Source organism: Nocardia sp. NPDC004340, from assembly GCF_053602575.1.
In genome coordinates, this window is the sequence record NZ_JBSGDW010000001.1 from 1,267,899 (window position 1) to 1,291,153 (window position 23,255).

Annotated in this window: 22 protein-coding genes; 11 read left to right on the forward strand and 11 right to left on the reverse strand. The window is 66.7% G+C overall.

Annotated elements, in window-relative coordinates; all coding sequences use genetic code 11:
- Window positions 1-12 precede the first annotated feature (12 nt).
- From ACWEOI_RS05570 to ACWEOI_RS05585, 4 genes are all read right to left on the reverse strand, one after another.
- Window positions 13-804, reverse strand: coding sequence for an ABC transporter permease subunit (locus ACWEOI_RS05570; protein ID WP_433673529.1), 792 nt, complete (start codon window positions 802-804; stop codon window positions 13-15).
- A 68-nt stretch (window positions 805-872) separates the two neighbouring features.
- Complete coding sequence (locus ACWEOI_RS05575; protein WP_433669488.1) at window positions 873-1,802, reverse strand: ABC transporter permease subunit; 930 nt, start codon at window positions 1,800-1,802, stop codon at window positions 873-875.
- Between the two features lie 252 nt (window positions 1,803-2,054).
- Entirely contained in the window at window positions 2,055-2,960 is a 906-nt protein-coding gene (locus tag ACWEOI_RS05580; protein ID WP_452359022.1) for an Ig-like domain-containing protein, read from the reverse strand.
- A 295-nt stretch (window positions 2,961-3,255) separates the two neighbouring features.
- Entirely contained in the window at window positions 3,256-4,554 is a 1,299-nt protein-coding gene (locus ACWEOI_RS05585; protein ID WP_452359023.1) for a cytochrome P450, read from the reverse strand.
- A 125-nt stretch (window positions 4,555-4,679) separates the two neighbouring features.
- Between ACWEOI_RS05585 and lppU the strand changes: the two genes are divergently transcribed.
- Window positions 4,680-5,306 (forward strand): LppU family putative lipoprotein, encoded by a 627-nt coding sequence (gene lppU, locus ACWEOI_RS05590; RefSeq protein ID WP_433594799.1) that lies wholly within the window; start codon window positions 4,680-4,682, stop codon window positions 5,304-5,306.
- Between the two features lie 103 nt (window positions 5,307-5,409).
- Here lppU and ACWEOI_RS05595 read toward each other — a convergent pair whose 3' ends face one another.
- Window positions 5,410-6,072, reverse strand: a complete 663-nt coding sequence (locus ACWEOI_RS05595) for a serine protease (RefSeq protein ID WP_433669482.1) — start codon at window positions 6,070-6,072, stop codon at window positions 5,410-5,412.
- A 499-nt stretch (window positions 6,073-6,571) separates the two neighbouring features.
- On the opposite strand from ACWEOI_RS05595, the gene ACWEOI_RS05600 reads away from it, so the two are divergent.
- Genes ACWEOI_RS05600 through ACWEOI_RS05640 form a run of 9 tightly spaced genes read left to right on the forward strand, consistent with a single transcriptional unit; the run spans window position 6,572 to window position 16,077 of the window.
- Window positions 6,572-7,390 (forward strand): MlaE family ABC transporter permease, encoded by an 819-nt coding sequence (locus ACWEOI_RS05600; RefSeq protein ID WP_357088587.1) that lies wholly within the window; start codon window positions 6,572-6,574, stop codon window positions 7,388-7,390.
- 3 nt (window positions 7,391-7,393) lie between these two features.
- Window positions 7,394-8,257, forward strand: a complete 864-nt coding sequence (locus ACWEOI_RS05605; protein ID WP_433669480.1) for an ABC transporter permease — start codon at window positions 7,394-7,396, stop codon at window positions 8,255-8,257.
- 12 nt (window positions 8,258-8,269) lie between these two features.
- Window positions 8,270-9,727, forward strand: coding sequence for an MCE family protein (locus tag ACWEOI_RS05610; RefSeq protein WP_433669478.1), 1,458 nt, complete (start codon window positions 8,270-8,272; stop codon window positions 9,725-9,727).
- Window positions 9,724-10,767 carry an MCE family protein gene (locus ACWEOI_RS05615; protein WP_433669477.1) on the forward strand — a complete coding sequence of 348 codons (1,044 nt, stop codon included), beginning with the start codon at window positions 9,724-9,726 and terminating at the stop codon, window positions 10,765-10,767. Before ACWEOI_RS05610 ends, ACWEOI_RS05615 begins: the two co-directional genes overlap by 4 nt.
- On the forward strand, window positions 10,767-11,762 hold the full coding sequence (locus ACWEOI_RS05620) for an MCE family protein (RefSeq protein ID WP_452359199.1): 996 nt from the start codon (window positions 10,767-10,769) through the stop codon (window positions 11,760-11,762). Before ACWEOI_RS05615 ends, ACWEOI_RS05620 begins: the two co-directional genes overlap by 1 nt.
- Window positions 11,759-12,850, forward strand: coding sequence for an MCE family protein (locus ACWEOI_RS05625; protein WP_452359024.1), 1,092 nt, complete (start codon window positions 11,759-11,761; stop codon window positions 12,848-12,850). The genes ACWEOI_RS05620 and ACWEOI_RS05625 overlap by 4 nt, the downstream gene beginning before the upstream one ends.
- Window positions 12,847-13,968 (forward strand): MCE family protein, encoded by a 1,122-nt coding sequence (locus ACWEOI_RS05630; protein WP_452359025.1) that lies wholly within the window; start codon window positions 12,847-12,849, stop codon window positions 13,966-13,968. Before ACWEOI_RS05625 ends, ACWEOI_RS05630 begins: the two co-directional genes overlap by 4 nt.
- Window positions 13,965-15,137: an MlaD family protein gene (locus ACWEOI_RS05635; RefSeq protein WP_452359026.1), complete on the forward strand. Its 1,173-nt coding sequence runs from the start codon at window positions 13,965-13,967 to the stop codon at window positions 15,135-15,137. Before ACWEOI_RS05630 ends, ACWEOI_RS05635 begins: the two co-directional genes overlap by 4 nt.
- A gap of 52 nt (window positions 15,138-15,189) precedes the next feature.
- Complete coding sequence (locus ACWEOI_RS05640) at window positions 15,190-16,077, forward strand: hypothetical protein (RefSeq protein ID WP_433669471.1); 888 nt, start codon at window positions 15,190-15,192, stop codon at window positions 16,075-16,077.
- Window positions 16,078-16,200: 123 nt separating this feature from the next.
- Here ACWEOI_RS05640 and ACWEOI_RS05645 read toward each other — a convergent pair whose 3' ends face one another.
- The 6 genes from ACWEOI_RS05645 to ACWEOI_RS05670 form a co-directional block, all read right to left on the reverse strand.
- On the reverse strand, window positions 16,201-16,851 hold the full coding sequence (locus ACWEOI_RS05645; RefSeq protein ID WP_433669470.1) for an RNase H family protein: 651 nt from the start codon (window positions 16,849-16,851) through the stop codon (window positions 16,201-16,203).
- 10 nt (window positions 16,852-16,861) lie between these two features.
- Window positions 16,862-17,362 carry an SRPBCC family protein gene (locus tag ACWEOI_RS05650; RefSeq protein ID WP_433669469.1) on the reverse strand — a complete coding sequence of 167 codons (501 nt, stop codon included), beginning with the start codon at window positions 17,360-17,362 and terminating at the stop codon, window positions 16,862-16,864.
- Between the two features lie 51 nt (window positions 17,363-17,413).
- Complete coding sequence (gene lhgO / locus ACWEOI_RS05655; protein ID WP_452359027.1) at window positions 17,414-18,607, reverse strand: L-2-hydroxyglutarate oxidase; 1,194 nt, start codon at window positions 18,605-18,607, stop codon at window positions 17,414-17,416.
- 10 nt (window positions 18,608-18,617) lie between these two features.
- On the reverse strand, window positions 18,618-19,319 hold the full coding sequence (locus ACWEOI_RS05660; protein ID WP_452359028.1) for a hypothetical protein: 702 nt from the start codon (window positions 19,317-19,319) through the stop codon (window positions 18,618-18,620).
- A gap of 381 nt (window positions 19,320-19,700) precedes the next feature.
- Entirely contained in the window at window positions 19,701-20,492 is a 792-nt protein-coding gene (locus ACWEOI_RS05665; protein WP_452359029.1) for a TIGR03084 family metal-binding protein, read from the reverse strand.
- Between the two features lie 88 nt (window positions 20,493-20,580).
- Window positions 20,581-21,936, reverse strand: a complete 1,356-nt coding sequence (locus tag ACWEOI_RS05670) for a hypothetical protein (RefSeq protein WP_433669462.1) — start codon at window positions 21,934-21,936, stop codon at window positions 20,581-20,583.
- A 227-nt stretch (window positions 21,937-22,163) separates the two neighbouring features.
- Between ACWEOI_RS05670 and ACWEOI_RS05675 the strand changes: the two genes are divergently transcribed.
- Window positions 22,164-23,240, forward strand: coding sequence for a metallophosphoesterase (locus ACWEOI_RS05675; protein WP_452359030.1), 1,077 nt, complete (start codon window positions 22,164-22,166; stop codon window positions 23,238-23,240).
- Window positions 23,241-23,255: the final 15 nt, after the last annotated feature.

The following is a 23,255-nucleotide window of genomic DNA, read 5'->3' on the forward strand; positions in this document are numbered from 1 at the left end:
TCCTTCTGGGACTTAACCCTTGACCGCACCGGAGGTGAGGCCCTTGATCATCTGGCGCTGGAGCACCAGGAAGACGACGAGGATGGGAAGCATGGTCAGGATGACCCCGGCCATGACCGGTCCCCAGTTGGTGACGCTGGGGTTCTCGGTGTTCTGGAGCAGGGTCAGGCCGACCGGCAGGGTGGCGACCCGCGCGTCGTCGGCCATCAGGAACGGCCACAGGTATTCGTTCCACTCGTTCACCAGGGTGACCACCGCGAACGCCACCATGGTGGGCCCGGACATGGGCAGCACCACCCGGGTGAGCAGCCGCCACCAGCCCGCGCCGTCCATCCGCGCCGCCTCGATCACCTCGGAGGGCAGCGACAGGAAGTGGTTGCGCATGAGGAAGGTGCCGAAGGCGACGCCGCAGAGCGGAACGATGATGCCCTGGAAGGTGTTCCGCCAGCCCAGCTGCGCGATGAGCGCGTAGTTGGAGATGATGGTGATCTGGTTGGGCACCATGAGCGCCGCGATGATCACCAGGAACACGATGTTCTTGCCGGGGAAGCGCAGGAACACCAGTCCGTAGGCGCTGAGCACGCCGAGCACGAACTTCACCGCGGACACGATGCTGGTCACGATGATGGAGTTACGCAGGAACTGCCAGAACGGCAGCGTGGTGGTGGCGTCGTGATAGTTGGAGGCCAGCCACTGTTTCGGCCAGTAGCTGACCGGCTGGGAGTAGACCTCCGCGTGCGCCATGAACGAGCGCGTGAGGATGTAGTACAGCGGGACGCCGATGATGATCAGCACGCACACCATGGCGGCGTAGCCGAACACCTTGGCCCACAACTCCCGATCGTTGAACGCGCGCAGTAGGTTCAGCCGCTTCACTTCTCGTCCCCTCGGTCCATGACGCGCACCTGGATCAATGTCACGATCAGCAGCACCAGGAACATGATGGTGGCCACGGCCGCGCCGTAGCCCGCCCGCTGGTTCACCCAGGATTCGCGATAGACCTGGTAGATCATGGTGGTGGTGCCGGTGCCGATGGGCCCGCCGCGCGTCATCACATTGATGAGGTCGAAGACCTGCAGCGAGTTGAGCAGCACCGTGATCGACAGGAAGTAGGTGGTGGGCCGCAGCTGCGGCAGCAACACCCGGGTGAAAGTGGTCCAGCGGCTCGCGCCGTCGATCTCGGCGGCCTCCATCAGGTCGGCCCGAACGCCTTGCAGCGCCGCCAGATAGATGACGAAGCTGTAGCCCAGGTTCTTCCAGATGTAGGTGACCGTGATCATGAACAGCGCCCAGTGCGGGTCCTGCGCGAAGTCGGGTGAGTGGATTCCCATCCGCTGCAGCAGGTCCGGGATCAGGCCGAAGCCGGGGTCGAAGATGAACTGGAAGCCCACGCCGATGGCAGCGCCGGAGATCACGTACGGCGCGAAGATGGCGGATCGAACCACATTGCGCCCGACCAGTTTGCGGTCCAGTAGCAGCGCGAGGGCCAGGCCCAGGATCATGCTGCCGAGCACCGCGGCGACGGTGAACACGACGGTATTGCCGACGATCTGCCAGGTGTCGTCGCGCCCGAACCATTCGGTGTAGTTGTCGAATCCGACCCAATTCAGGGTGGTCGCGGAGATGTTCCAGTCGGTGAAGGACAGACGCACGTTGTCGATCAGCGGCCGATAGACGAACAGCCCCAACAGGATCAGGTTGGGCGCGACCAGGACGGTGAAGAGCGCGTAGTCCCGCCAGGGTCTGCTTCGCCACCCGCGCCCGGGGGGCGTCGGGAGTACTCGTTCGGGCCAAGATCGCACCCGCGCAGCTTTACGGCCTATGGCAACTGTCTGGTTAATTCCGGATGGTAGCTCGCTGAACTGTCGGTCGTTCTCCGCCACCGACTGTTCACCGCTCACACCATCTAGGGGCGCGGACATGGGGCGAATCGTACGACCGCCCAAGATGTTTCGAGACCAAAACCGAATGAACGGTTAGCCAACAGAAAACAAGCGAGGGTCCCGCTCCGATCGAGCGGGACCCTCGCTGCGAGTTGGCGGCTCAGTGCCGCATCAGTTCCAATCGCCCCAGCCGTCGCCCGTGTTCAGGGTGCCGCCGGCGGTGTTCTGCACGATGACCGGGTCGCCCTTCTGCACGTTCTCCTGGAACCACTTGGCGTCCTCGGTGGAGACGTTCAGGCAGCCGTGCGAGGCGTTGGAGACGCCCTGCTGCGCCACGCTCCACGGGGCGGCATGCACGAAGATGCCGCTGTTGGACATGCGGGTCGCGTATTCGACCTCGAGCTTGTAGCCCTCGGCCGCGGTGGTCGGCACGCCGTAGGTGGACGAGTCCATGATCATCTTGCGGTTCTTCTCGCTGACGATGTAGGTCCCGTTCGGGGTCTCGTGACCCTTCTTACCCATGGAGGTCGGCATGGTCTTCACGACCTCGCCATTGCGGGTCACGGTGATCATGTGGGTGGTGTCGTCGGCGGTGGTGATGAACTCGTCGCCGACCGTGTAGGCCACGTCGGTGCCGCCGGCCTGCACGGTCACCTTGGAGCCGGAGGGCCAGAAGTTCTCGGGCCGCCAGCGGACCTGCTTGTCGCCCATCCAGTAGAAGTGGCCGTTCACCTTGTTGGTGGAGGTGATGCGGATCGACTTCTCGGCGGCGGTGTGGTCGCCGACCGGGTCCTTGAAGTTGATGATGATCGGCATGGCCACGCCGACCACGTCACCGTCGCCGGGGCTGACGTTCGGGGCCGCGAAGTTGGCGGGCGGAATCGGCGCCTTGGCGTTCGGGTCGGTCGGCAGCGAGCCCGGCTCGGGCTGCGGCATGACCGCGGAGGGGGTGCCCGGAACGTCCGGACCGCCCGGCCATAGCGGAGTCGCTGAGGCGGGTGCTGCCACCACTGCTCCGGTTGCCGCGATGGCGGCAAGGGCGATCAGTCCCGTCTTTCGATACCGGGTATGGCGCACAGCTTGGTCCTCTCAGATCTTTGTTCTTCACGCAGAACGCGGGCGCACTTCACCCGCAGTAGTCCCAACCCCGCGTCCATTACTACAGCGATCTTTCGAGTGCGCCAACCGCGTTCTGCTAGTTATCCGTACCGACTGCTAGGTGTGTGCCCGATCACAACACTGTGGGTCGGTTCCTCGGTGGGCGTGTATGCGCCGATGGCGGCGGCGATTCACCGAAAGTGACACCGGTACGGCCGCTTTCGGAGTGATCGCTTCCCAAAACCTACTTGTGATCGAGATCACCGACGTCGCTTCACGACTCGACGATGTCGAACGTGATGGCGCGCCGCGGTCCGACCGTGATGGTGTGCGGCACCGACATCGGCGCACCCCCGCGCGCGAACCGTGGTGAGAGCCGCATCCGGACCCCGCTCAGCACGGTTGCCAGCACGATGCGCAGCTCGTAATCGGCCAGGGTGGCGCCGATACAGCGCCGGTGACCGCCCCCGAACGGCGCGTATTCGAACGGGCCGTATTTGCGCTCGAGGAACCGTTCGGGCCGAAAACGCCGCGGTTCCGGCCACACCGCGGGATCGGTGTGCAGCAGGTGCACCGACACCCCCATGGTGTCCCCCGCCACCAGCGGCTTGCCGAGCAGCGTGAAATCGCCGGTGAGCCTGCGCAATACGATCGGCACCGGTGGATGCAGCCGCAGCGTCTCCTGGCAGACCGCGTCCAGGTAGGGCAGCTTCATCAGCTCGGCCGGATCGGGATCGGTTCCGGCAGCGGACAATTCGGCGCGCAGCCGGGCCAGCGTGTCCGGTTCCCGGTGCAGCCGGTACAGCGCCCACACCAGTGCGGTGGCGGTGGTTTCGTGCCCGGCGACCAGCAGCGTGCGCAACTGCTCGCGCAGGTCGGCGTCGGTGATGGCGTCGCCGTCCTCGTAGCGCGTATCCAGCAGCAGTGCCAGCAGATCCGTGCCGCCGCCGCCGTGCGCGCGCCGCCGCGTCACCTCGGCGTCGATGAGTTCGTCGATCCGGTCCCGCGCGGCGGCGAACCGCTCCCAGCCGGTCAGCCCGAACATGTGGCGCCGCAAGCCGGGAACCAGGAACAGCGTGCTGCCGAAGGATTCCAGGAAGGCGGTGGTGGCGGCGGTGTACTCGGCGCGCCGTGCGGGCTCGTCGATGCCGAACACGGCCGCCAGGATCACCCGCAGCGTGAGCGCCCGGGCCGCCGCGCGGGCGTCGACGCGGGTGCCCGGCCGCCACGGCGCCCCGGTGCGTTCGCCGTCCAGTTCGGCGCGGGTGGCGTCGCGAATGGCGTTGCCGTAGGCGCTGATTCGATTGCGGTGGAAGGCGGGCGCGAGCAGGGCGCGCTCGCGCCGGTGCCGCTCGGCGCGGGCCAGGATGAGCGAGGCCGCGCCGACCATCGGCTCGATCGGATTGGGCAGCGGCGGTTCCAGCAGATCCGTGGGCGCGCGGAACAGTTCCCGCGCACCCGCGGCGGTGCCGGTGAAGAGCACCGAACCGAGCGTGGGCATGCGCACCCGGAAGGGATCGCCGTCGCGGGCCCGCCGCCAGGTGACGTACCGCTCCAGGATGTCGGCGCTCATGGCTTCCTATACGGGTGCCCGGATGAAATGGTTCGCGGCCTTGATTCGATCTTCTGGGTGCCCGTGGTGTACTCATGGGCGCACAACTCAAACCTGTTTGTTTCGAAATATAGGACTCGCCCGTGTTGCGTCAGCAGCTTTCCGTCCGGATCGTCGTGCCCGCGATCTCCGCCGTCGCCGCCCTGCTGCTCGCCGGCTGTGGGAGCACCGTCACCGGCCATCCGACGGCCGCCCCCGGCGATATCGTGCTCCCGACCACGACCAAGACCCCGGGGAACACCCCCACCAAGCCCGGTAAGCCCGGTGCGCCCACCACCACGCCGCGCGCGGATCGCGGTGGCAAGACCGACTTCCACGCCTCGATCGGCGACTGCGTGAAGCTGGGCGGCACCACCGAGAACGCCACCATCGACAAGGCGGTGTGCGGCAGCCAGGACTCCAATTACAAGGTGACCGGCAAGGCTCCGAAGAATGCCCAGTGCGGCAAGGACTCCGACCAGGTCTACTACGAGACCCTCAACGGTTCCGAGACCGGCGCGCTCTGCCTGACCATCGACTGGGTGGTGGGCGACTGCATGGAGGTCGGCGGCGACACCGCGCACCGCATCCCGTGCACCAGCAAGACGGCCACCGAGGGCGTCAAGGTGGTGTCGATCGTGCAGCACAGCACCAGCGTCGACGACTGCCCGGACGGCGATCAGGGCTACGTCTACGACGATCGCAACTTCGTCGTCTGCGTCAACACGCTCTAGGACCGGGCCGGAACGCTCCGGGACCGGTACGACGGAAAGCGGCGGTGATTCTCGAATCACCGCCGCTTTCGGCATTTCTCGGCTCGGATGACCGAGGGCCGGGTCAGACGGGCCGGTAGCCCGCGCCGACGCCGCCCCGTCCGTTGACGTCATCCATGATCGCGCTCATGTTGGTGCCGACCTCCGGGCCGAAGCAGGCCACCGCCAGGTAGGCGTTGACCATGCCGACCAGGGTGGTGCCGACGACGACCGGCGCGCCGGAATCGCCCTCGACGACGCACATCTGGCTCCAGGTCTCGACATTGGTGTCGAAGACGTCGCCCCACGCCACGCCGCAGGTGTTGCCGGTGGTCCGGCCCTCCTTGCAGACGATGGCGGGGAAGGTCGCCGGGCCGCCCATGCCGGTGATGGTGACGCCGCCGATCCGGTTGACCGGGATGACCCGGTTCGGATCGAACTGGATGACGGCGTAGTCCAGATCGTGGTTGGAGTACACGAACTGGCCGATCTGCCCTGCGGCCCGGTCCTTCTCGGCCCAGACCTTGGAGCCCGCGTCGCCACAGTGACCGGCGGTGAGGCCGACCAGGCGACCTGCTCCGTCGTAACCGATCGTGGTGACGGTGCATTCGTATTGATCGTCGATGATGATCCCGGAGCCGCCGCCGATGACGGCGCCTCCATCGGCGTGAGCGGCTCCGGCGCCGGTGAGCACGGTGCCGATAGCGACGGCGAACACGCCGGTCGCCCCGGCCAGTTTGTTGATCATGTCCCTCCAGGTGTCGGAAGCCGCACGAATCGCAACCTGCGGTTACACATCCTGTCAGTATTCGGGCCCGGTTGGCGGTTGTACCGCCTTGTGTTGCCGAGCCGTGTCCTGCTGGGCTTCGCGGCACTTACCTAGTTGGATGGGGATATCGGCCCAATGCACAATGGCTATCGAATTCCGATAAATTTGGTCCTACAAATTGATACCGATAGGTGTTCACATCTTCCGGCAGTTAGTCGAAAACTAGAACAAGTTCTAGATATCTGCCAGGTTCTTTTGCATGAAAACCAACTCTGATGTGGCTGTTCACAGCCATAGCGTGAATGTGATCCGGCTCTATGATCGGAACCACAATCGGTGGTGTGTTTTTCCTAACTCCGTAGTAGGGTGCGTCAAGCAAACAGTCGCCGGAGGCGGGTAACTCCGGCGTCGAGAGGGGTAGTCAGTGCAGTCGACCACGATCCCGGGGGGACCGGGGAGTCCACCGCCGGCGTCACGGATGAATACGGCAGTGGATTGGGCCAAGGGGTACTGGCGGGACCATCCGAAACGGTCGCTGGAAACCGGCGGCCGCATGATGGTGATGGGTGTCGCGGCGGTCACCGAGCTCTTCGTGGCCATCTTCCGCCGACGTTTCCCCTACGGTGAGTTCGTCCGGCAGTGCGCCTTCATGGCCAATGTCGCCGCCGCTCCCACCCTGTTGGTCGCCATTCCGATCGGCGTCATCGTCTCGATCCAGGTGGGTTCGGTTGCCGGACAGGTCGGTGCGACCTCGTTCATCGGTGCGGCCAACGGACTGGGCATCATTCAGCAGGGCGCGCCGCTGGTCACCTCGCTCATGATCGCCGGCGCGGTCGGTTCGGCCATCTGCGCCGACCTCGGCTCGCGGACCATCCGCGAGGAGATCGACGCCATGAAGGTGATGGGCGTCGACCCCATGCGGCGGCTGGTGGCCCCCCGCCTCGGCGCGGCCATGCTGGTCTCCGTACTGCTCTGCGGCTTCGTGGTTTTCGTCGGCTTCCTGACCGGCTACGTCTTCAATATCTTCGCGCAGAACGGCACGCCGGGCTCCTACATCGGCACCTTCTCGTCCTTCGCCGTCACGGCCGATCTGATTGCCGCCCTGCTGAAGTCGCTCATCTTCGGCCTGCTCGCCGCGATCATCGCCTGCGACTCCGGGCTCAATGCCAAGGGCGGCCCGGGCGGTGTCGCCAACGCGGTGAACACCGCCGTGGTCATGTCGGCGGTCATGCTCTTCGGCGTCAATCTGATCATCACGCAGCTGTACAACTCCTTCTTCCCCCCAGCGATGGTCTGAGCCGTGTCAGCTACTTACGTACCGCCGCTGCTGCGGCCGTTCCAACGGATCAAGGGCGCGGCCGGATGGCCGCGCGACTGGCTGGCCCGCATCGGCCACCAGGTCTTCTTCTTCCTACGCTCGATCGGCTCCATGCCGATGGCGTTCAAGCAGTACCCCAAAGAGGTGTGGCGGCTGCTGTCCGACGTCACCTGGGGCAACGGCAATCTCGTGGTCGGTGGCGGCACCATCGGCGTGGTGCTGATCCTGTCGGCGTTCGGCGGTATGACCGTCGCCATCCAGGGCTACACCTCGCTGAACCTGCTCGGGTTGAGCCCGCTGACCGGCGCCATCTCCGCCTTCGCCACCACGCGTGAGCTCGGACCCATGCTCGCCACGGTCGCTTTCGCGGCGCAGGCGGGCTGCCGGTTCACCGCGCAGCTGGGCGCCATGCGCATCTCCGAGGAGATCGACGCGCTGGAATCGGTTGCCATCCGGCCGCTTCCGTACCTGGTCAGCACTCGCATGATCGCGGCCATGATCGCCATCGTGCCGCTGTACTGCCTGGCGCTGCCGCTGGCCTACATCTCCTGTTCGCTGACCGTGTCCCTGGTGGGCGGTACCGCGACAGGCACTTTCCAGCACTACTTCTATCAGTTCCTGATCCCCCACGATGTGCTGTACTCACTGCTGAAGGCGATCATCTTCGTCGCGATCACCACCTTCATCCAGTGCTACTACGGGTATTTCGCCTCCGGCGGCCCGGAGGGCGTGGGTGTGGCCGCTGGTCGCGCGATCAAGTACTGCATCATCGCGGTCGTCTTCGCCGACCTGTTCATGACCTTGGCGATCTGGGGGGTCAACCCCGGTATCCGGATCTCGGGATAGGGGGCGCACACGATGATCATCGATCCGAGCGGGCGCGGACCGACGATGCGGCAGCTGCTCATCGCCGGAGTCTGCGGCCTCACCGTCATGGCCGTCATCCTGGGATTCCTGATGGCGCGGTACAAGGGCTACTTCGTCGAAAAGGTCAATGTCACCGCGAATCTCACCACCACCGGTGACGGCCTGCCGGCCAACGCGGACGTGAAGTTCCGCGGTGTGCTGGTGGGCGCGGTCAAGGATGTGTCGGTGGCCGCCAAGGGCGAGCTGCAGCAGGTGCACATCGAGATGAAGCCCGAGTACACCTCGGGCATCCCGGCCAATGTCACCGCGCGTGTGGTGCCGTCCAACCTGTTCGCCGTCACCTCGGTCGAACTGGTCTACAACGGAACCGATTCCGCGCACATCAAAGAGGGTTCGCAGATCGCGGAGGACACCTCCAAGGGCACCATCGCCCTGCAGGACACCCTCACCACGGTCCGCAACATCCTCGGCAAGCTGGATCCGGTGCAGCTGGGCCGGGTGCTGGGCACCCTGTCCTACGCCCTCGACGGCAGCGGCCGGATGCCCGGCTCCACCATCGAGCGCGTCGACACCTGGCTCGCCGGGGTGCGCGGGGCGGTCCCGGATGTGGGCGGCTTCCTCGACGACTTCTCCACCTCCTTCCGCGCGCTCAACCAGTCCGCGCCGGAACTGATGGGGGTGCTGCAGGATTCGGTCAAGACCGCGCAGACCATCTCCGACCGCCGGGCCGAGCTGACCGCGCTGCTGGCCGGGACGTCCAACACCATCGACAAGGTGAACGGCCTCTTCGCCCGCAACCCCAATGTCGGTAAGGACGTCACCACCGGCACCAGCGCCCTGTTCGGCGCGCTGTCGGACAACCCGGACGCGATTCCGCAGGCCATCGCGAACCTCAACGACTCGATCCGCAAGCTGAGTTCGAGTTTCCACTGGGGTCCGCAGAACCAGATGATCTGGAACGTGGGCATCACGTTCACGCCCTACAAGCCCTACACCCGCGAGGACTGCCCGCGGTACGGCGAGCTGGCCGCGCCCAGCTGTGGTACCGCGCCGCTCACCTCGGACCCGGGCACGCTGCCGGAATCCATGCGGCCCAGGGCCATCGACGCCGCGGCGGGTCTGCCGATCACCGCGCCGCCGCCGGGCTTCCCGCTGATCCCGGGCGTCACCGTCACCGGTGTGCCCTCGACCCAGCCGGGCGACGCTCCGAAGCCGGGCAACGACCCGCTCGCGGGCACCCCGTTGCAGGGCATGTTCCCGAACCTGGTCCCCGCGGCTCCGGCGAGCCGGCCGGACGCGCCGGCGACCGGCAAGGACATCTCCCTCGCCGGTGACGACGCCATCACCGCGATGCTCGGCCGGCGTCCCACCGCGGCGGAATACCTGCTGCTGAGCCCGATTCTGAAGGATGCGACCGTGCACCTGACGCAGAGCGAGGCCGGCCGATGAGCATTCGCAAACCGCTGATCGGCTTCGGCATCTTCGCGATCGTGTCCGTCCTGGTGACCGCGGTCATCTGGAACACGCTGGCCCGCACGGTGCAGGGTTCCACCAACACCTACTCCGCGACCTTCACCGATGTGCTGGGTCTGCGTCCGGGCGATGACGTCCGGATGGCGGGCGTGCGCGTCGGCAAGGTGAACAAGATCGAACTGGACAGCAAGAACCAGGCCAAGGTGACCTTCATCGTGCAGCGTGATCAGACGCTGTTCGGCGACACCAAGGCGCTGGTCCGCTACCAGAACCTGATCGGTCAGCGGTATGTCGCGCTGACCCCGCCGGTCGCGGGCAAGCCCAAGACCGGTGATCATGTGGCGCTGAAGAACAATGGCGTGATCCCGATCGAGCGCACCGAGCCGTCCTTCGACGTCTCGGGTCTGCTCAACGGTTTCCAGCCGCTGTTCCAGGTGCTGCAGCCGGAGCAGGTGAACAACCTGTCCAACACCTTCATCCTGGCGTTGCAGGGCGACAATGTGTCGCTGAGCGCGTTCATCACCCAGGCCGCCGCGGTGGCCTCGGACTTCGAACGCCGCGACGGGATCCTCTCCGACGTGATCACCAACCTGTCCAGCGTCATGTCCGGCCTGGCCAAGCGCGGCGACGAACTGGAGACGCTGGTCACCCAGACCCGCGCCCTGATCGGCGGCCTGTACGCCCAGGGCCAGTCGCTGCAGGCGTCCACGGTCCAGATCGCCGACGCCACACTGGGTCTGGTCGACATGTTCGGCAAGATCCAGCCCAAGCTGGTGGCGGCGCAGGCCTCCAGCAACGACGCGCTCGCGCTGCTGCTGGCCAACGGTTCCAAGCTGGACCAGGCCGCGGTGGATCTGCCCGGCATCCTCTCCGACGTCGGCAAGTTCACCCAGAACGGCGCCTACGCCAATGCCTATCTCTGCAGCCTCGACGTGTCGCTGTACGGTGTCCTCTTCCCGCGCGGTCTGTTCTCGCAGATCGGCGGCAACTCCCACTCGGCGGTGTGCCGGCCATGATGTCGAAACTCAAGTCCCGCTTCAATTCCAACCGCAATTTCTGGCTCGGCGTGCTCGGCGCCGCGGTGATCGTCGGCTTGCTGATGGGCTCCTCCATCTACAAGTCGGTCGGCATCGGCACCAAGAGCGTCAAGGCGGAGTTCGTGCAGACCGCCGGCATCAAGGTCGGTGACAAGGTGGACGTCTCCGGCGTCCCGGTCGGCACCGTCTCGGCCGCCGAGCTCGAGGGCGACCACGTGCTGATCACCCTGAGCGTCAACGACGATGTGAAGCTCGGCCAGGACGCCAAGGCGTCGATCAAGATGGCGACCCTGCTGGGCGCGCGCTACGTCGACCTCGTCCCGGGTGACGGCAAGGGCCTGAAGGGCAACCGGATCCCCAAGTCCAACACCGTGGTTCCCTACAACCTGGCCGACGTGGTCCAGGAGGGCACGCCGAAGTTCGAGGAGCTCGACACCAAGAAGCTGGCGGACTCGCTCAATCTGATCAATCAGCAGATGGGCGACACCCCCCAGATGACGGTGCAGGCCCTCGACGCCATCGGCGCGCTGGCCAAGACCATGAACAACCGCAAGGACCAGGTCGACCAGCTGCTCAAGGACCTGGACAAGGTCACCAAGATCCTCGGCGACAACCGCAACAGCGTGCTGCTGGTCATCACCCAGGGCGAGGCCATCGCCAACCGGGTGATGGAGCGGCAGGGCCTGCTCAAGAGCCTGCTGGACAATATCGCCACGCTCAGCAAGCAGTTGCAGCAGATCGGCGCGCAGAACGACAACCGGTTCGGTCCGACGCTGACGCAGCTCAACACCATGGCCGAGGGTCTGCAGAAGAACAAGGACAACCTGGACCGGCTGCTGTCGATCATGCCGCCGGCCATCCGGCAGTTCAACAATGCCTTCGGTAACGGCAACTACGGCGAGGTCGCGCTGCCCTGGCTGTTCCCGGACAACTGGTTGTGCTTCGCGCAGGTGAACGAGGGGTGCCACCAATGATGCTGAAACGAATCGCCCAGGCGGCCATGATCGGTGTGGCGGCCGCCGCCGTCGGCTCGTGCTCGCTGGTTCCGCTCGGAGTGAAGGACGCCGCTGGCCAGACCCAGCACTTCACCGCCGACTTCCTCAATATCGCGGGCATGTTCGAGGGCAACCCGATCACCGTGCTCGGCCTCGAGGTGGGCCGGGTCGACAAGATCGTGCCCAAGGGCCAGTACGTCGAGGTCCACATGACCGTGGACAAGGGCGTCGACATCCCGAAGAACGTTCAGGCCGCGCTGGTTTCGCCGTCCATCGTGACCGACCGGCACATCGAGCTCACCCCGCGCTACACCGGCGGTGACAAGCTGCGCGACGGCGCGCACCTGACCACCCAGCAGACCAAGACCCCGGTCGAGCTGGACACCATGATCAAGACCATCGACTCGTTCGCCGCCGCGCTGAAACCCCAAGAGGGACAGGACGGCATCGGCCCGCTCTCGGGCCGGGTGCTCTACCCGATGATGAACGGCAACGGCGAGAAGATGCGCGATGTGCTCAACTCGCTGTCCGGGGCGTTGAAGACAGGCCTGGACAACAAGGACGCCATCTCCACCATCATCATCAAGCTGAACGAGCTGACCACCATGCTCGCCGAGAACGACGATTCGGTGCGCGGGTTCAGCAACAAGATCACCCAGATGACCGGGCTGCTGTCCGAACAGGCCCCCGGCCTGCAGGCCACCCTCGATCAGCTGAACGGCTTCCTGGCCAACACCAGTGGCGCGTTCTCGCAGTACTCCGATCAGCTCAACGGCACCCTCACCGGGCTCACCGCGGTCACCAAGCAGCTGCGCGACAACGCGGCCGGCGTGACCGAGGTGGTCGATGTGACGCCGCTGCTCATGCAGAACCTGGACCGCTCGGTCAACCGGCGGGACAACTTCCTTCGCCTGCACGGCCTGATCGGCACCGCGCTCTCGGGTGAGATCGTCAGCCTGTTCTGCGAGCGTGTGCAGATGAAGGCGGACGGCTGCCGGACGGGCAAGATGGAGGATTTCGGACCCGACTTCGGTCTGATGGCGGCGGCGCTGGGGATGACCAAATGAGCAATCGAATGTCGGCCCTCCGGGGTGAGCGCACCGGCTACCGGGCGCGGCGCGCGATCGTGGCGGTCGCGGTCACCGCGACGGCCGTGGTGGCGTCGGGCTGCGGTATCACGGTGGAGAGCCTGCCGTTGCCCAAACCCGGTCCGGGCAGCGATACCTACACGATTCACGCGGCCTTCGACAATGCCCTGAACCTTCCGGATCAGGCCAAGGTCAAGATCGGTGGTTCCGACGTCGGGGTGGTCACCAAGATCACCACGAAGGACTTCAAGGCCAATGTGGACCTGGCCATCCGCAAGGACATCGAATTGCCCCAGGGCAGCACGGCGGAACTGCGGCAGGCCACCCCGCTCGGCGACGTCTTCGTGGCGGTGTCCAAGCCGAAGACCCAGCCCGGCGCGGAGATGCTGAAGGACGGCGCCCGGATCGAGAACACCTCGGCCGGCGCCACCGTCGAAGAGCTGCTGATCTCGGTCTCGTTGCTGTTCAACGGCGGCGGCATCGCCAGCCTGTCCAAGCTGACCTCCGAGATGGACTCCATCGTCGGCGGCCGCGGCGAACAGCTCGGCCATGTGCTGACCCAGATGACCAGTGTGATGGCCAGTCTCAACAAGAACAGCGCGCGCGTCGACAATGTGCTGTCCGGCTTCAGCGCGCTGGCCAACACCATCGAGGCCAACCACCAGCAGCTCGGCCAGGTGGCCGACAGCCTGCCCGGCATGATCGGCGCCATCGCCGAGAACAACCAGGCCATCGGCGATCTGCTCAACAAGATCTCGACGACCAGTGCGGCCCTGGGCGATTACGCCAACACCACCTCGGATTCGCTGGGCAGCCTGCTCGACAACCTGAACCAACTGATGTCGGCTCTGGCCCGGACCGATCAGACGCTAGGCCCGGCGCTGGACGCTCTACACGACATCCGGCCCAAAGTGGACGCCTCGTTCAAGGGAGATACCTTGGCGGTCGCGGGTGTCCTCACCATGCTCGATGTGGGCCTGCTCACCGACCCGGCCAACAGCAAGTTCCCGGACCTGAAGGACCTCAACGATTTCGGTGGCAGCCTGATCCAGGTCCTGCAGATCATCTACGGCCGGATCAACGGGGGACACCGATGAACTGGGTATCGCGACACAAGAACCTGGTATCCAATGCCGCGCTGGTACTGATCCTGCTGGTGGGCGCGTCCTACCTGGCGATCAGCGTGATGCGGGTGAACCCGTTGCGCGAAACCTACACGGTGACGGTCAATCTGGATCGTTCCGGCGGGTTGCAGGCAGGCAATGACGTGACCCTGCGCGGCTTCCGGGTCGGCAAGGTCAACGACATCAAGCTGATCGACAACGGCGCGGCCATCGCGGCCACCGCCGAGATCGACAAGAAGTACTCCATCCCAGCGGACACTGTGGTCGCGGTCGGCGCGCTCTCCGGCGCGGGCGAGCAGTACATCGACTTCCGCCCGAATACCGAGAGCGGCCCCTTCCTGCATAATGGTTCGCTGGTGCAGTTCGATCCGGCCAAGGTCAAGACGCCCACCCCGGTGTGGTCGGTGCTCGACAATGCCAGCGCCCTGATCGCGCAGGTGGATCCGGACAAGTTCAGCGTCATCCTGACCGAGCTGGACACCGCGCTGTCCGGCGGCCCGGACCAGCTGCGCTCGCTGATCAACGCGGTCAGCATCGCCACCAAGGGCCTGGACGATCTGCTCCCGCAGACCACCAACCTGCTCAAGAATTTGCAGGTTATTTCCGGTACCACGGCGCTTGCGCAACCGGACCTGGGTACGCTGACCCGTAATTCGAGTGTGTTGTTCAACCAGTTCAATGACGCGAATGCCGAGCTCCAGAAGATCCTGGAGCAGGCCCCCGGCCAGATGCGCGACCTCGGTGCGGTACTGGACCGGACTGCGGACCCGATGACGAGTCTGGCCACCAACTTCGCCGCCATCACCAGGGCCGCGCAGCTGCGCGCGCCGGCGCTGCGGGCACTGTTCCCGTCGCTCGTGATCGGAGCCTCCGCGATTGGGGTGCCCGCGCACGATGGTGAGTTCTACACGGTCGTCGATATCTGGCCGAGGGCGTTCTGCGACTACGCCACTAAGAAGGTCCGGCCGGACGCAGCGACCGAGGGCAGCCTGCCAAGGTGGGCGGGATACTGCCAGAATGCCCCGCAGGACCAGCAGATTCGTGGATCGGGCAACGCACCACGACCGGACGTGCCCAACAACGGCGCGCTCCCGCCCGCGGGCGCGGATCCGAACGAGCGGACTCTGCCGCCGGTCAAGTAGGGCCTCAACCAACACGGTGCGTCCGCAGCGCACCGGGAAAGTGATCTATCAGATGTCGGACGACGCTGCCCAGGACAAGAAAACCGAAGACGATTCCATCGCCGAGGCCGATAGCCAGGGCAACGCTGAGCAGGTCACCGAGCCGAAGGCGAGCGAGGCCGCTGAGTCGAAGGCGGCTGAGACCGCTGAGCCGAAGGCGAGCGAAGCCGCAGAGACGGTGGCGATGAGCAAGGACGCCGAGCCGAAGGCGAGTGTGGACGCCGAGGCCGCGGCGGGCTCCGAGCCGGCCGCCGATCCGAAGGCGGGCGGCAAGTCCGGCCTGCTGTCCGCGGTGTCGCTGCCGCTGGCCGCGCTCGTCGCGCTCGGTGTGCTGCTGGTCGCGGCCATCGCGGGCGCCGCCGGATTCTGGTGGCAGTCGCATTCGCGCGCACAGCAACTCGCCGACCGCGACGACGCCACCTCGGCGGCCTGCGGTTTCGTGCGCACCCTCACCGCGTACGACGAGAAGTCGCTGCCCGACTTCGCCGCCCGGATGAAGGCGCAGATCGCCGACGGCGGCGAGTTCGCGCAGAGCTTCGAACCGGTCGCCGCCGACCTGCAGGACCTGCTGATCAAGCAGCACGCCAAGGCGACGCTGGGCATGCTGCGCTGCGCCTACGAGTCCGGCGACGCGAACAAGGCGACCATCCTGGTGGACGTGCTCCAGACCGCCAACAACGATCTGCACGCCCAGCCGGTCGTGCTGCCGCTGCCCTCCTACGTCGAGTTGGAGAAGAAGGGCGACAAGTGGCTGGTCACCAAGTACCGCACAGTCTACGGCAACGATGACAGCGCCATCCCGGGCGCGGGTGGCGACAAGCAGGGCGTCCAGCCCTCGGGCCAGGCGACTCCCCCGGCGCAGCCCGCGCCGACGCCCGCGGCTCCCAAGCCCGGCAACTGAGTAGTCCGCCACAGCGCGAAAAGGGCCCGCCCCCGGAGCTTTCCGGGGGCGGGCCCTTCTGGTTCTATCGCGGCGTCATCGTCGCAGGTAGGCGCGCCGCAGCAGGGTCCTCGGAGGCTGTTCTCAGAACAGTGTGAGTGCTTCGGTGACAGGCGCTTTGGCCGCGGCGGCCCGGCGGCGCGGGGTGGCGGGTGCGGAATGCGCGGTCGCGCCGATCTTCTCGGCCGGTTCCGCGGGCGGGGTCACCGGCAGTGGCTCGGTCTTGGGTTCCGCGATCGGGATCGGTGCGGTGGGCGGATCGAAGGGCTCCGGCTGGCCGGCATCGGAGTCGGTGGTCTGCCCGGTGGCGGCGGCCTGGCGGGCGGCCTGTCCGGCCAGCGTGTCGGCCTGCTCGTTGAAGTAGTTGCCGACGTGGCCGCGTACCCAGCGGAACCGGACCGGGCCGGGGCGGGTGGCGATCGCGCGGTCGATCTGCTGGATCAGTTCGACATTCTTGACCGCCGCGCCGGTCGAGGTCTTCCAGCCGTTGTTGCGCCAGCCGTTGATCCACTCGGAGGCGCATTTGATGGCGTAGAGCGAATCGCTCTCGATGAGTAGGGGTTCGGCGCTCGGATGGGCCCGGACCGCCTCGAGCAGCGCGCGCAGTTCCGCGATCTGATTGGTGCCCGAGGGCCCGCCGCCGCTGGCCGAGCCGCCCGCGTGATTGACCCAGGCCCAGCCGATCGCCCCGCCCGGATTGCGCAGGCATGATCCGTCGGTGCTCACGATGATCATGCGGCCTACCCTACGCGATCCGGCCGACAAGATCGGTGCCGTGGAATTCCTCTATCTCCCTGCGCAATTGCGATTCGGTCTGCCGGACCGTGGCCTGCACCAATGCGGCCAGCGCCGAGGAGAGCAACTTGCCGGTGACGCCGCGTGGCGCCCAGTACTCGGTCTCCGAGGTCAGCACCGCGCGTCCGTACCCGAGCGGGTCGAAGCGCAGGGTGATGACACAGAAGTTGGAGCACGCCGACGCCGGCTTCCCCTTCCGGCGTCGGCGCAGTGTGTACTCGATGACCGCGTTGCGGCGGTAGTCGGTGATCTCACACTCGATCGTGGGATGCCACAGGCCGACGCGCAACGTCGCTGCGAAGACCGCTCCGAGGCCATGGTCGGAATCCCCGACCGGCTCGAAGGCGGCCACGCCGAACGCCCAGTCCGGCACGAACTGATGGTTGTCCGTATATGTGAACGCGACTTCCACCGGTGCGCCGACATCACTCGCGTATTTGAAATGGCCCATAGGCTGCTCCCTGTCCCACGGCTGCCATTAAAAGTACTACAGCAATCCTATTTATTGAACGGAGTCGTCCAATCGATCCACGATGTACTCGGCGATCGGCAGCGCGGAGGTGGCCGCCGGGGACGGTGCGTTGAGCACGTGCACCGAGCGCGGCGTGCGCTCGAGCAGGAAGTCGTGAGCCAGGCTACCGTCGCGCAGCACCGCCTGAGCGCGGATTCCGGCCTCCCGTGGCAACAGGTCGGCGACCGTCAACTCCGGGCAGTACCGGCGGCATTCGGCCAGGTAGCCGCGCTTGAACAGGGAGTTGCGCAGCTCGCGCAGCCCGGTGCCGATATTGGCGGCCGCCACCTTGTGAAAACCGCGGTAGCCCAGGATCTCCCGGGCGTCGCGCAGATTCACGCTCCCCTTCCGGTACCCCTCGCGCGCCAGGCCGAGCACGGCATTGGGCCCGACGGTCAGCGCGCCGTCGATGGTGGGGCTCAGATGCACCCCCAGGAAGGGCAATTCGGGATCCGGGATCGGGTAGATGAGGGTGTTCACCAGATCTTTGCGGTGCGACGGCAGCTGGTAGTACTCGCCGCGGAACGGCACGATGCGCAGATCGATGTCGAGTCGCGCCAGTCGCGCCATCCGGTCGGCCTGCAGGCCCGCGCACACCACCAGCCGCCGGGCCTGCCAGCTGCCGGTCGGACCGGAAATTGTTACCGCTGAGTCTGTTTCGGTGATGGCGGTGATCTCCGCGTTCAGCACGATCTCGCCCCCGGCCGCGCGCACGTCCTCGGCCAGCGCCCGGGTCACCTTGCCGTAGTCGATGATGCCGGTGCTCGCCACGAACAGGGCCCCGACCCCGGTGATCCGCGGCTCCCGCCGGACCAGTTCGGCGGCGTCGAGCAATTCCACCTCGACCCCGTTGGCGACCGAACGCTCATAGAGCGCGAGCATCCGCGCGTGCTCTGCCGTATCGGTGGCCACCAGCAGTTTTCCGCATTCCTCGAACGGAATGTGGTGTGCCGCCGCGAATTCCTTGGTCAGCTCCGCGCCGCGCACGCACAGCCGCGCCTTCAGGCTGCCGGGCTCGTAGTAGATGCCGGAGTGGATGACCCCGCTGTTGTGCCCGGTCTGGTGCAGGCCCAGCTGTCCGGCCTTCTCCACCAGCAGCAGGCTCGCCCCCGGGTGACGCTCGAGAACGCGGTGCGCGGTCGCCACCCCGACGATGCCCCCGCCGATCACGCAGTAGTCGTACACACCGGAAGTCTCACACAGTGACGGTCGCCGAGTCTTCTCCGTGGACGACGTTCGCATCGGTCGCGGCGGGGACCGGATGCCGGGCGATCTGCAGGCCGTAGGTGCCCAGCGCCGGATCCGACAGGGTCAGCGTCACGTCGCCGTGGCTGTCCACATCGGTGCGCAGCCGGGTGTTGGCGGTCGGGTCGGTGGTGATCCCCAGCTGCTGCCCGAGCGGCGAGTTCAGCAGCAGGTCGGCCACGGTGGCGAAGACGTTGGTGTCGAGGGTGAGGGTCACCGTCTCGTGCTGGACCCCGGCCAGCTGCGCGCCCACATAGGTGGTGCCGAGCCGGAGCTGACCGGCCAGCGGACGCGGCGCCTCGGCCGCGGGAGCGCTGCCCGGGGTGTGGTCCGGATTCACCTGCGCCACCGCCGGATCCAGCGGATATCCACTGAAAAGCGAGGTCAGCGTGATCTTCTCGGCGATCGGCGCGCCGAGCTGGACGTCCGGCCGATCGGCGGCGGGGCCGGGCGCGGCGAGCGCCGGGCGGCCGGCCGGTGTGGTGGTCGTGAGTTTGCCGGGCCGCTGGGCCATCTCGTTGGCGATGTACGAGCCCGCCGCGACGGTCAGCCCGATGCTGGCCATGCTGGCGGTGACGATGGCGCTGTAGCGGATCACCTGGGCCGTTCGCCGGGTCGACCGGGCGGCCTGGGTCGCCAATTGATGCGACATGACTGGTGCGTCCTCTCCCTCTCCCCTGGGGCCCCCTGCGCAACGCAGACCCGCACCATTGAAAGTCGTACGCGCGTCCAGATTACGGTGGCGGCGGGTACCACATGCGGTAGGTGAGACCAGGATCACTATCGAGAAAGGTTGGGCATCATCAGGTTTTCGGCAGCGAAAGCCTGGGTAAAAACTTGTTAGCGGCGAGCGCCAACTCGACTGCCATCGAAGAGACCTCCGGCCAACGGCGTCCGGTCGGCACCAGGCACGGCGCACCCAGGCTGGCGCTCGCTCGCTCCCTCTCGGCCGGTCCGGCATCGCCCGGACCGCTGGGAGAAAAGCCCCTGTGGGAATTGGGGATTCTGGTCGGAGGCCGGGATCGACGGCGGGTCAGGCGAACTGGCCCGCCGTTCTGCCGCTTCCGGGCGGACCGGCGAAGGCCTGGGCCAGGCCCAGCCATTCCAATGCCTCCTCGCCCCGTACCTCGAGCGCGAGATCGTCGAGGTGGCGACGCTGGGTGACCGCCAGGCAGAAATCCAGGGCGGGCCCGCTGACCCGCTGCGCGGCATCCTCCGGTCCCCAGGTCCACGGCGTCCCGTCGGGAGCGGCCAGCTCGATCCGGAACTCCTCGCCGGGCGCGGCCTTGCCGTGCGTCAGGTACGCGAAGTTCCGGGTCCGGACGCCGATGTGCGCGATGTGCCGCAGCCGCGCGGTGGGCTCCCGGGTGAGGCCGAGCGTGTCGGCCACGTCCTGGCCGTGCGCCCAGGTCTCCATCAGGCGGGCGGTGACCATGGAGGCCGGGCTCATGGGCGGGCCGAACCAGGGCAGCTTGGTGCCGGCCGGGACCGTGCGCAGCGCCTCCACCAGGGCGGCACGGTCGCGACGCCAGTCGGCGAGCAGTTGCGGCGCAGGGGTTTTCGCCCCCTCCTCGGCGGCCTCGTCCACGAAGGTGAGGGCCTTCGGCAGCGCGGCCTGGACCAGCCTGTCGAATTCGGCCGCATCGGTGGCCGCGACGGCGGCGACCTGATCGGTCCAGTTCAGGTGGGCGATCTGGTGCGCGATGGTCCACCCGGCGGCGGGGGTGTCGCGCTCCCAGCCGGTCGGATCCAGGTCCGCGATCAGCCGATCGAGATCGGCGCATTCGGCGGTGAAGTCGGCGAGCAATGCCTCGAGATCGGCCACGGGGTCAGCATCCCAGCCGTCCCGGAAAAATGCAAGCATGCGTGCTTGATTTTTGAGGGCAGCCGGAGAGTTGCTCCGAAAGGGTCGTCTACCAGCCGAAAAGGATCAGATGCACGGCCCCGACCACCAGGCCCAGGGCGGCGCCGTGGAGATACAGCAGCCAGGCGTCCTGTTCGACGGAGGCGTAGAACATCTCCATGAATTCGCCGGGCGTGAGCTGCTGCAGCTTGCGGGCCGCGAACTCGTCGATCTTCTTGGCCTGCGCGGCCGCGAACTCCGGATCGTCGGCCAGGCTCGGGGCCAGCCCCACCGCGGCGGTGGTCGCGCCGATCTTCAGATTGTCGAACTGCCGCTTTCCGAACACGGTCCGCACCACCGAGTGTGTGGGCCCGAGCTGGCGGTGGATCTCCGTGGCGATGAGCCGTTCCAGCAGCTGCCGGGTCTTGTCACCGTTGGGGCCGCTGAGCAGTTCGCCCGCGAGGTTCGGCAGGGTCAGCACCTGGTAGGCCAGGATGTGGGCCAGATCGGCGGCGGCCTCGGGCTGCCGCTTGGCCAGCAGCGCCTGCTTCCACAGGTACTTGTACCAGGGCTGGGGATCGCCCGGCTCGAACACCATCTTGACGGCGATGACATTGACCAGCACGCCGATGGTCGCGGTCGCGGACAGGATGATCAGCCACGGCGGGATCCAGCCCAGCACCGGAATGCTCTGGTGCACATGCATGTACAGCGCCAGCAGCAGGCCGAACGGCGCGCCCAGCAGGCCGATGCGGACCATGAACTTGAGTTCCGGCGCGGCGATGGTGGTGGTCAGGTCCTTGAGGATCTCCGGGTTCTCCCGCAGATACCGGATGACGAAGTCCTTGATGTCGATCAGCTGGTCGACATTGTCGCCGAGCTGGTCGAAGGCGGTCCGGGCCAGCGACGGCAGTTCGCGTTCGATGCGCTGGTAGAGCACATTGCGCACGGACTTGGGCACCGCGCCCCACAGGTCCGGGTTCTCCTTGCTCATGATCTCGTCGACCATGCCCGGCACCTGTTTGCGGCCCACCTCGGCGATGTAGTCGGCGATGCCCTCGAGGTCGAGTTCGCGAATGAAGTCCTTGGGACTGCCGATCCGCATGATGGCCACGTCCACGCAGATGCTGGCCATCTTCTCGGCGCGCGCGGGGATGAATCCTTGGAAGCCGAGCTGCCTGCCGTCGCCGGAGAAGGTGGGCAGCACCTGGACGCGGCGCGGCAGGTAGGGGTAGAGGATCTCGAGGCCGGGCACCCGGAAACCCTTGAAGTAGACCGGCCAGAACAACATCAGCACGCCGGTCCAGTTGGTGAGCCAGCCGGCGATGGCGCTGAAGATGGGGAAGCTGATCAGATCGACCACGAGTTTGGACTGGCCCGTCAGTTGTTCCCAATCCAGGAACAGGCCCGAGGCCAGTGTCGTCATTGCGGGGTCCCCCTACGGCCGAGCTCGTGGTGAGAAATCAGATCCCCAACACTCTCATCGGGTCGAGTCGCTGTCAAAAGGTCCTGGCCTGGACGAACGTGTCGTGTCGCGCCGGTGTGGGCGGGGTCATGGCGACGTACTCTGCGGCGGGTCCGGGAGTTCGGAATACTGGTCAACTGACCAGGGTGGCAGCCAGGGAGTCCAGGGTGACAGGCAGGGAGCAGAGCATGACCGTCGATCGTCGGGCCTTCATCGGGGGCACCGCCGCCGCGGCAGTGGGCGGCGCCGCGGCGCTGACCGTGGGCGCGGCGCCCGCCCATGCCGAGAACGCCCCGCCCGTCGGCAAATTCGCCTTCCCCGACGCGCAGCGGCTGCGCGTGCTCGTCACCGGCGACGCGGGCACCGGCGCGCGCCCGCAGTGGCAGGTCGCCGACGCCATGCGCGAACAGCATGCGCGCGACCCGTTCTCGCTCGCCCTCGCCCTCGGCGACAATGTCTACGAGCAGGGCCCGTGGGCCGACGACGACGCCCAGTTCGCGGCCAAGTTCGAGAACCCCAACCACGACCTCGACTTCCCCTGGCTCATGGTGCAGGGCAATCACGACAACTCCTCGATCCTGCCCGGCGACGGCGGCTGGCTGCTGCGCGGCGATCACGAGGTCGCCTATCACGCCCGCTCGGCCCGCTGGTTCATGCCGTCGCGCTACTACTCGGTGCGGGTTCCGCAGGAGAACCCGGTCGTCGAGTTCTTCGTGCTCGACCTGAACCCCGTCGCCGCCTACCTGCCCCCGCTCTTCCAGCCGTACTGGGCGGCCGACGGCCAGTTCATGACCGAGCAGGCGGCCTGGCTGGACCGCGCCCTCGACGAATCCCCCGCGCCCTGGAAGATCGCCTGCACCCACCACCCGTACCGCAACAACGGGCCGCACGGGAACGCTGGTGAATACGACGGATTGACCATCGACCCGATCGACGGCCGCCACGCGCGGGAGTTCTTCGAGGCGCACGTGGTCGGCCGCTGCCAGTTCCTGCTCTCGGGTCACGACCATTCGCTGCAGGTGCTCGAACCCACCACGGCGTCGAAGGGCACCCGGCAGATCATCTCCGGCGCGGCCGCGAAATCCGTGCACGGCGAACCGTCCTCGGGCGGCAAGAGCGGCCCCAATGGCGCGCTGTACGAGAACTACAACGATCTGGGTTTCATGGTCCTGGACCTGACCCCCTCATCCGCGGACCTGGGGGTCTACACCGTCGACCTCTCGAACGGCCGGTCCGCCAACGTCTTCCAACGTCGGCTGGGTTGACGGGGAAAGACCCTC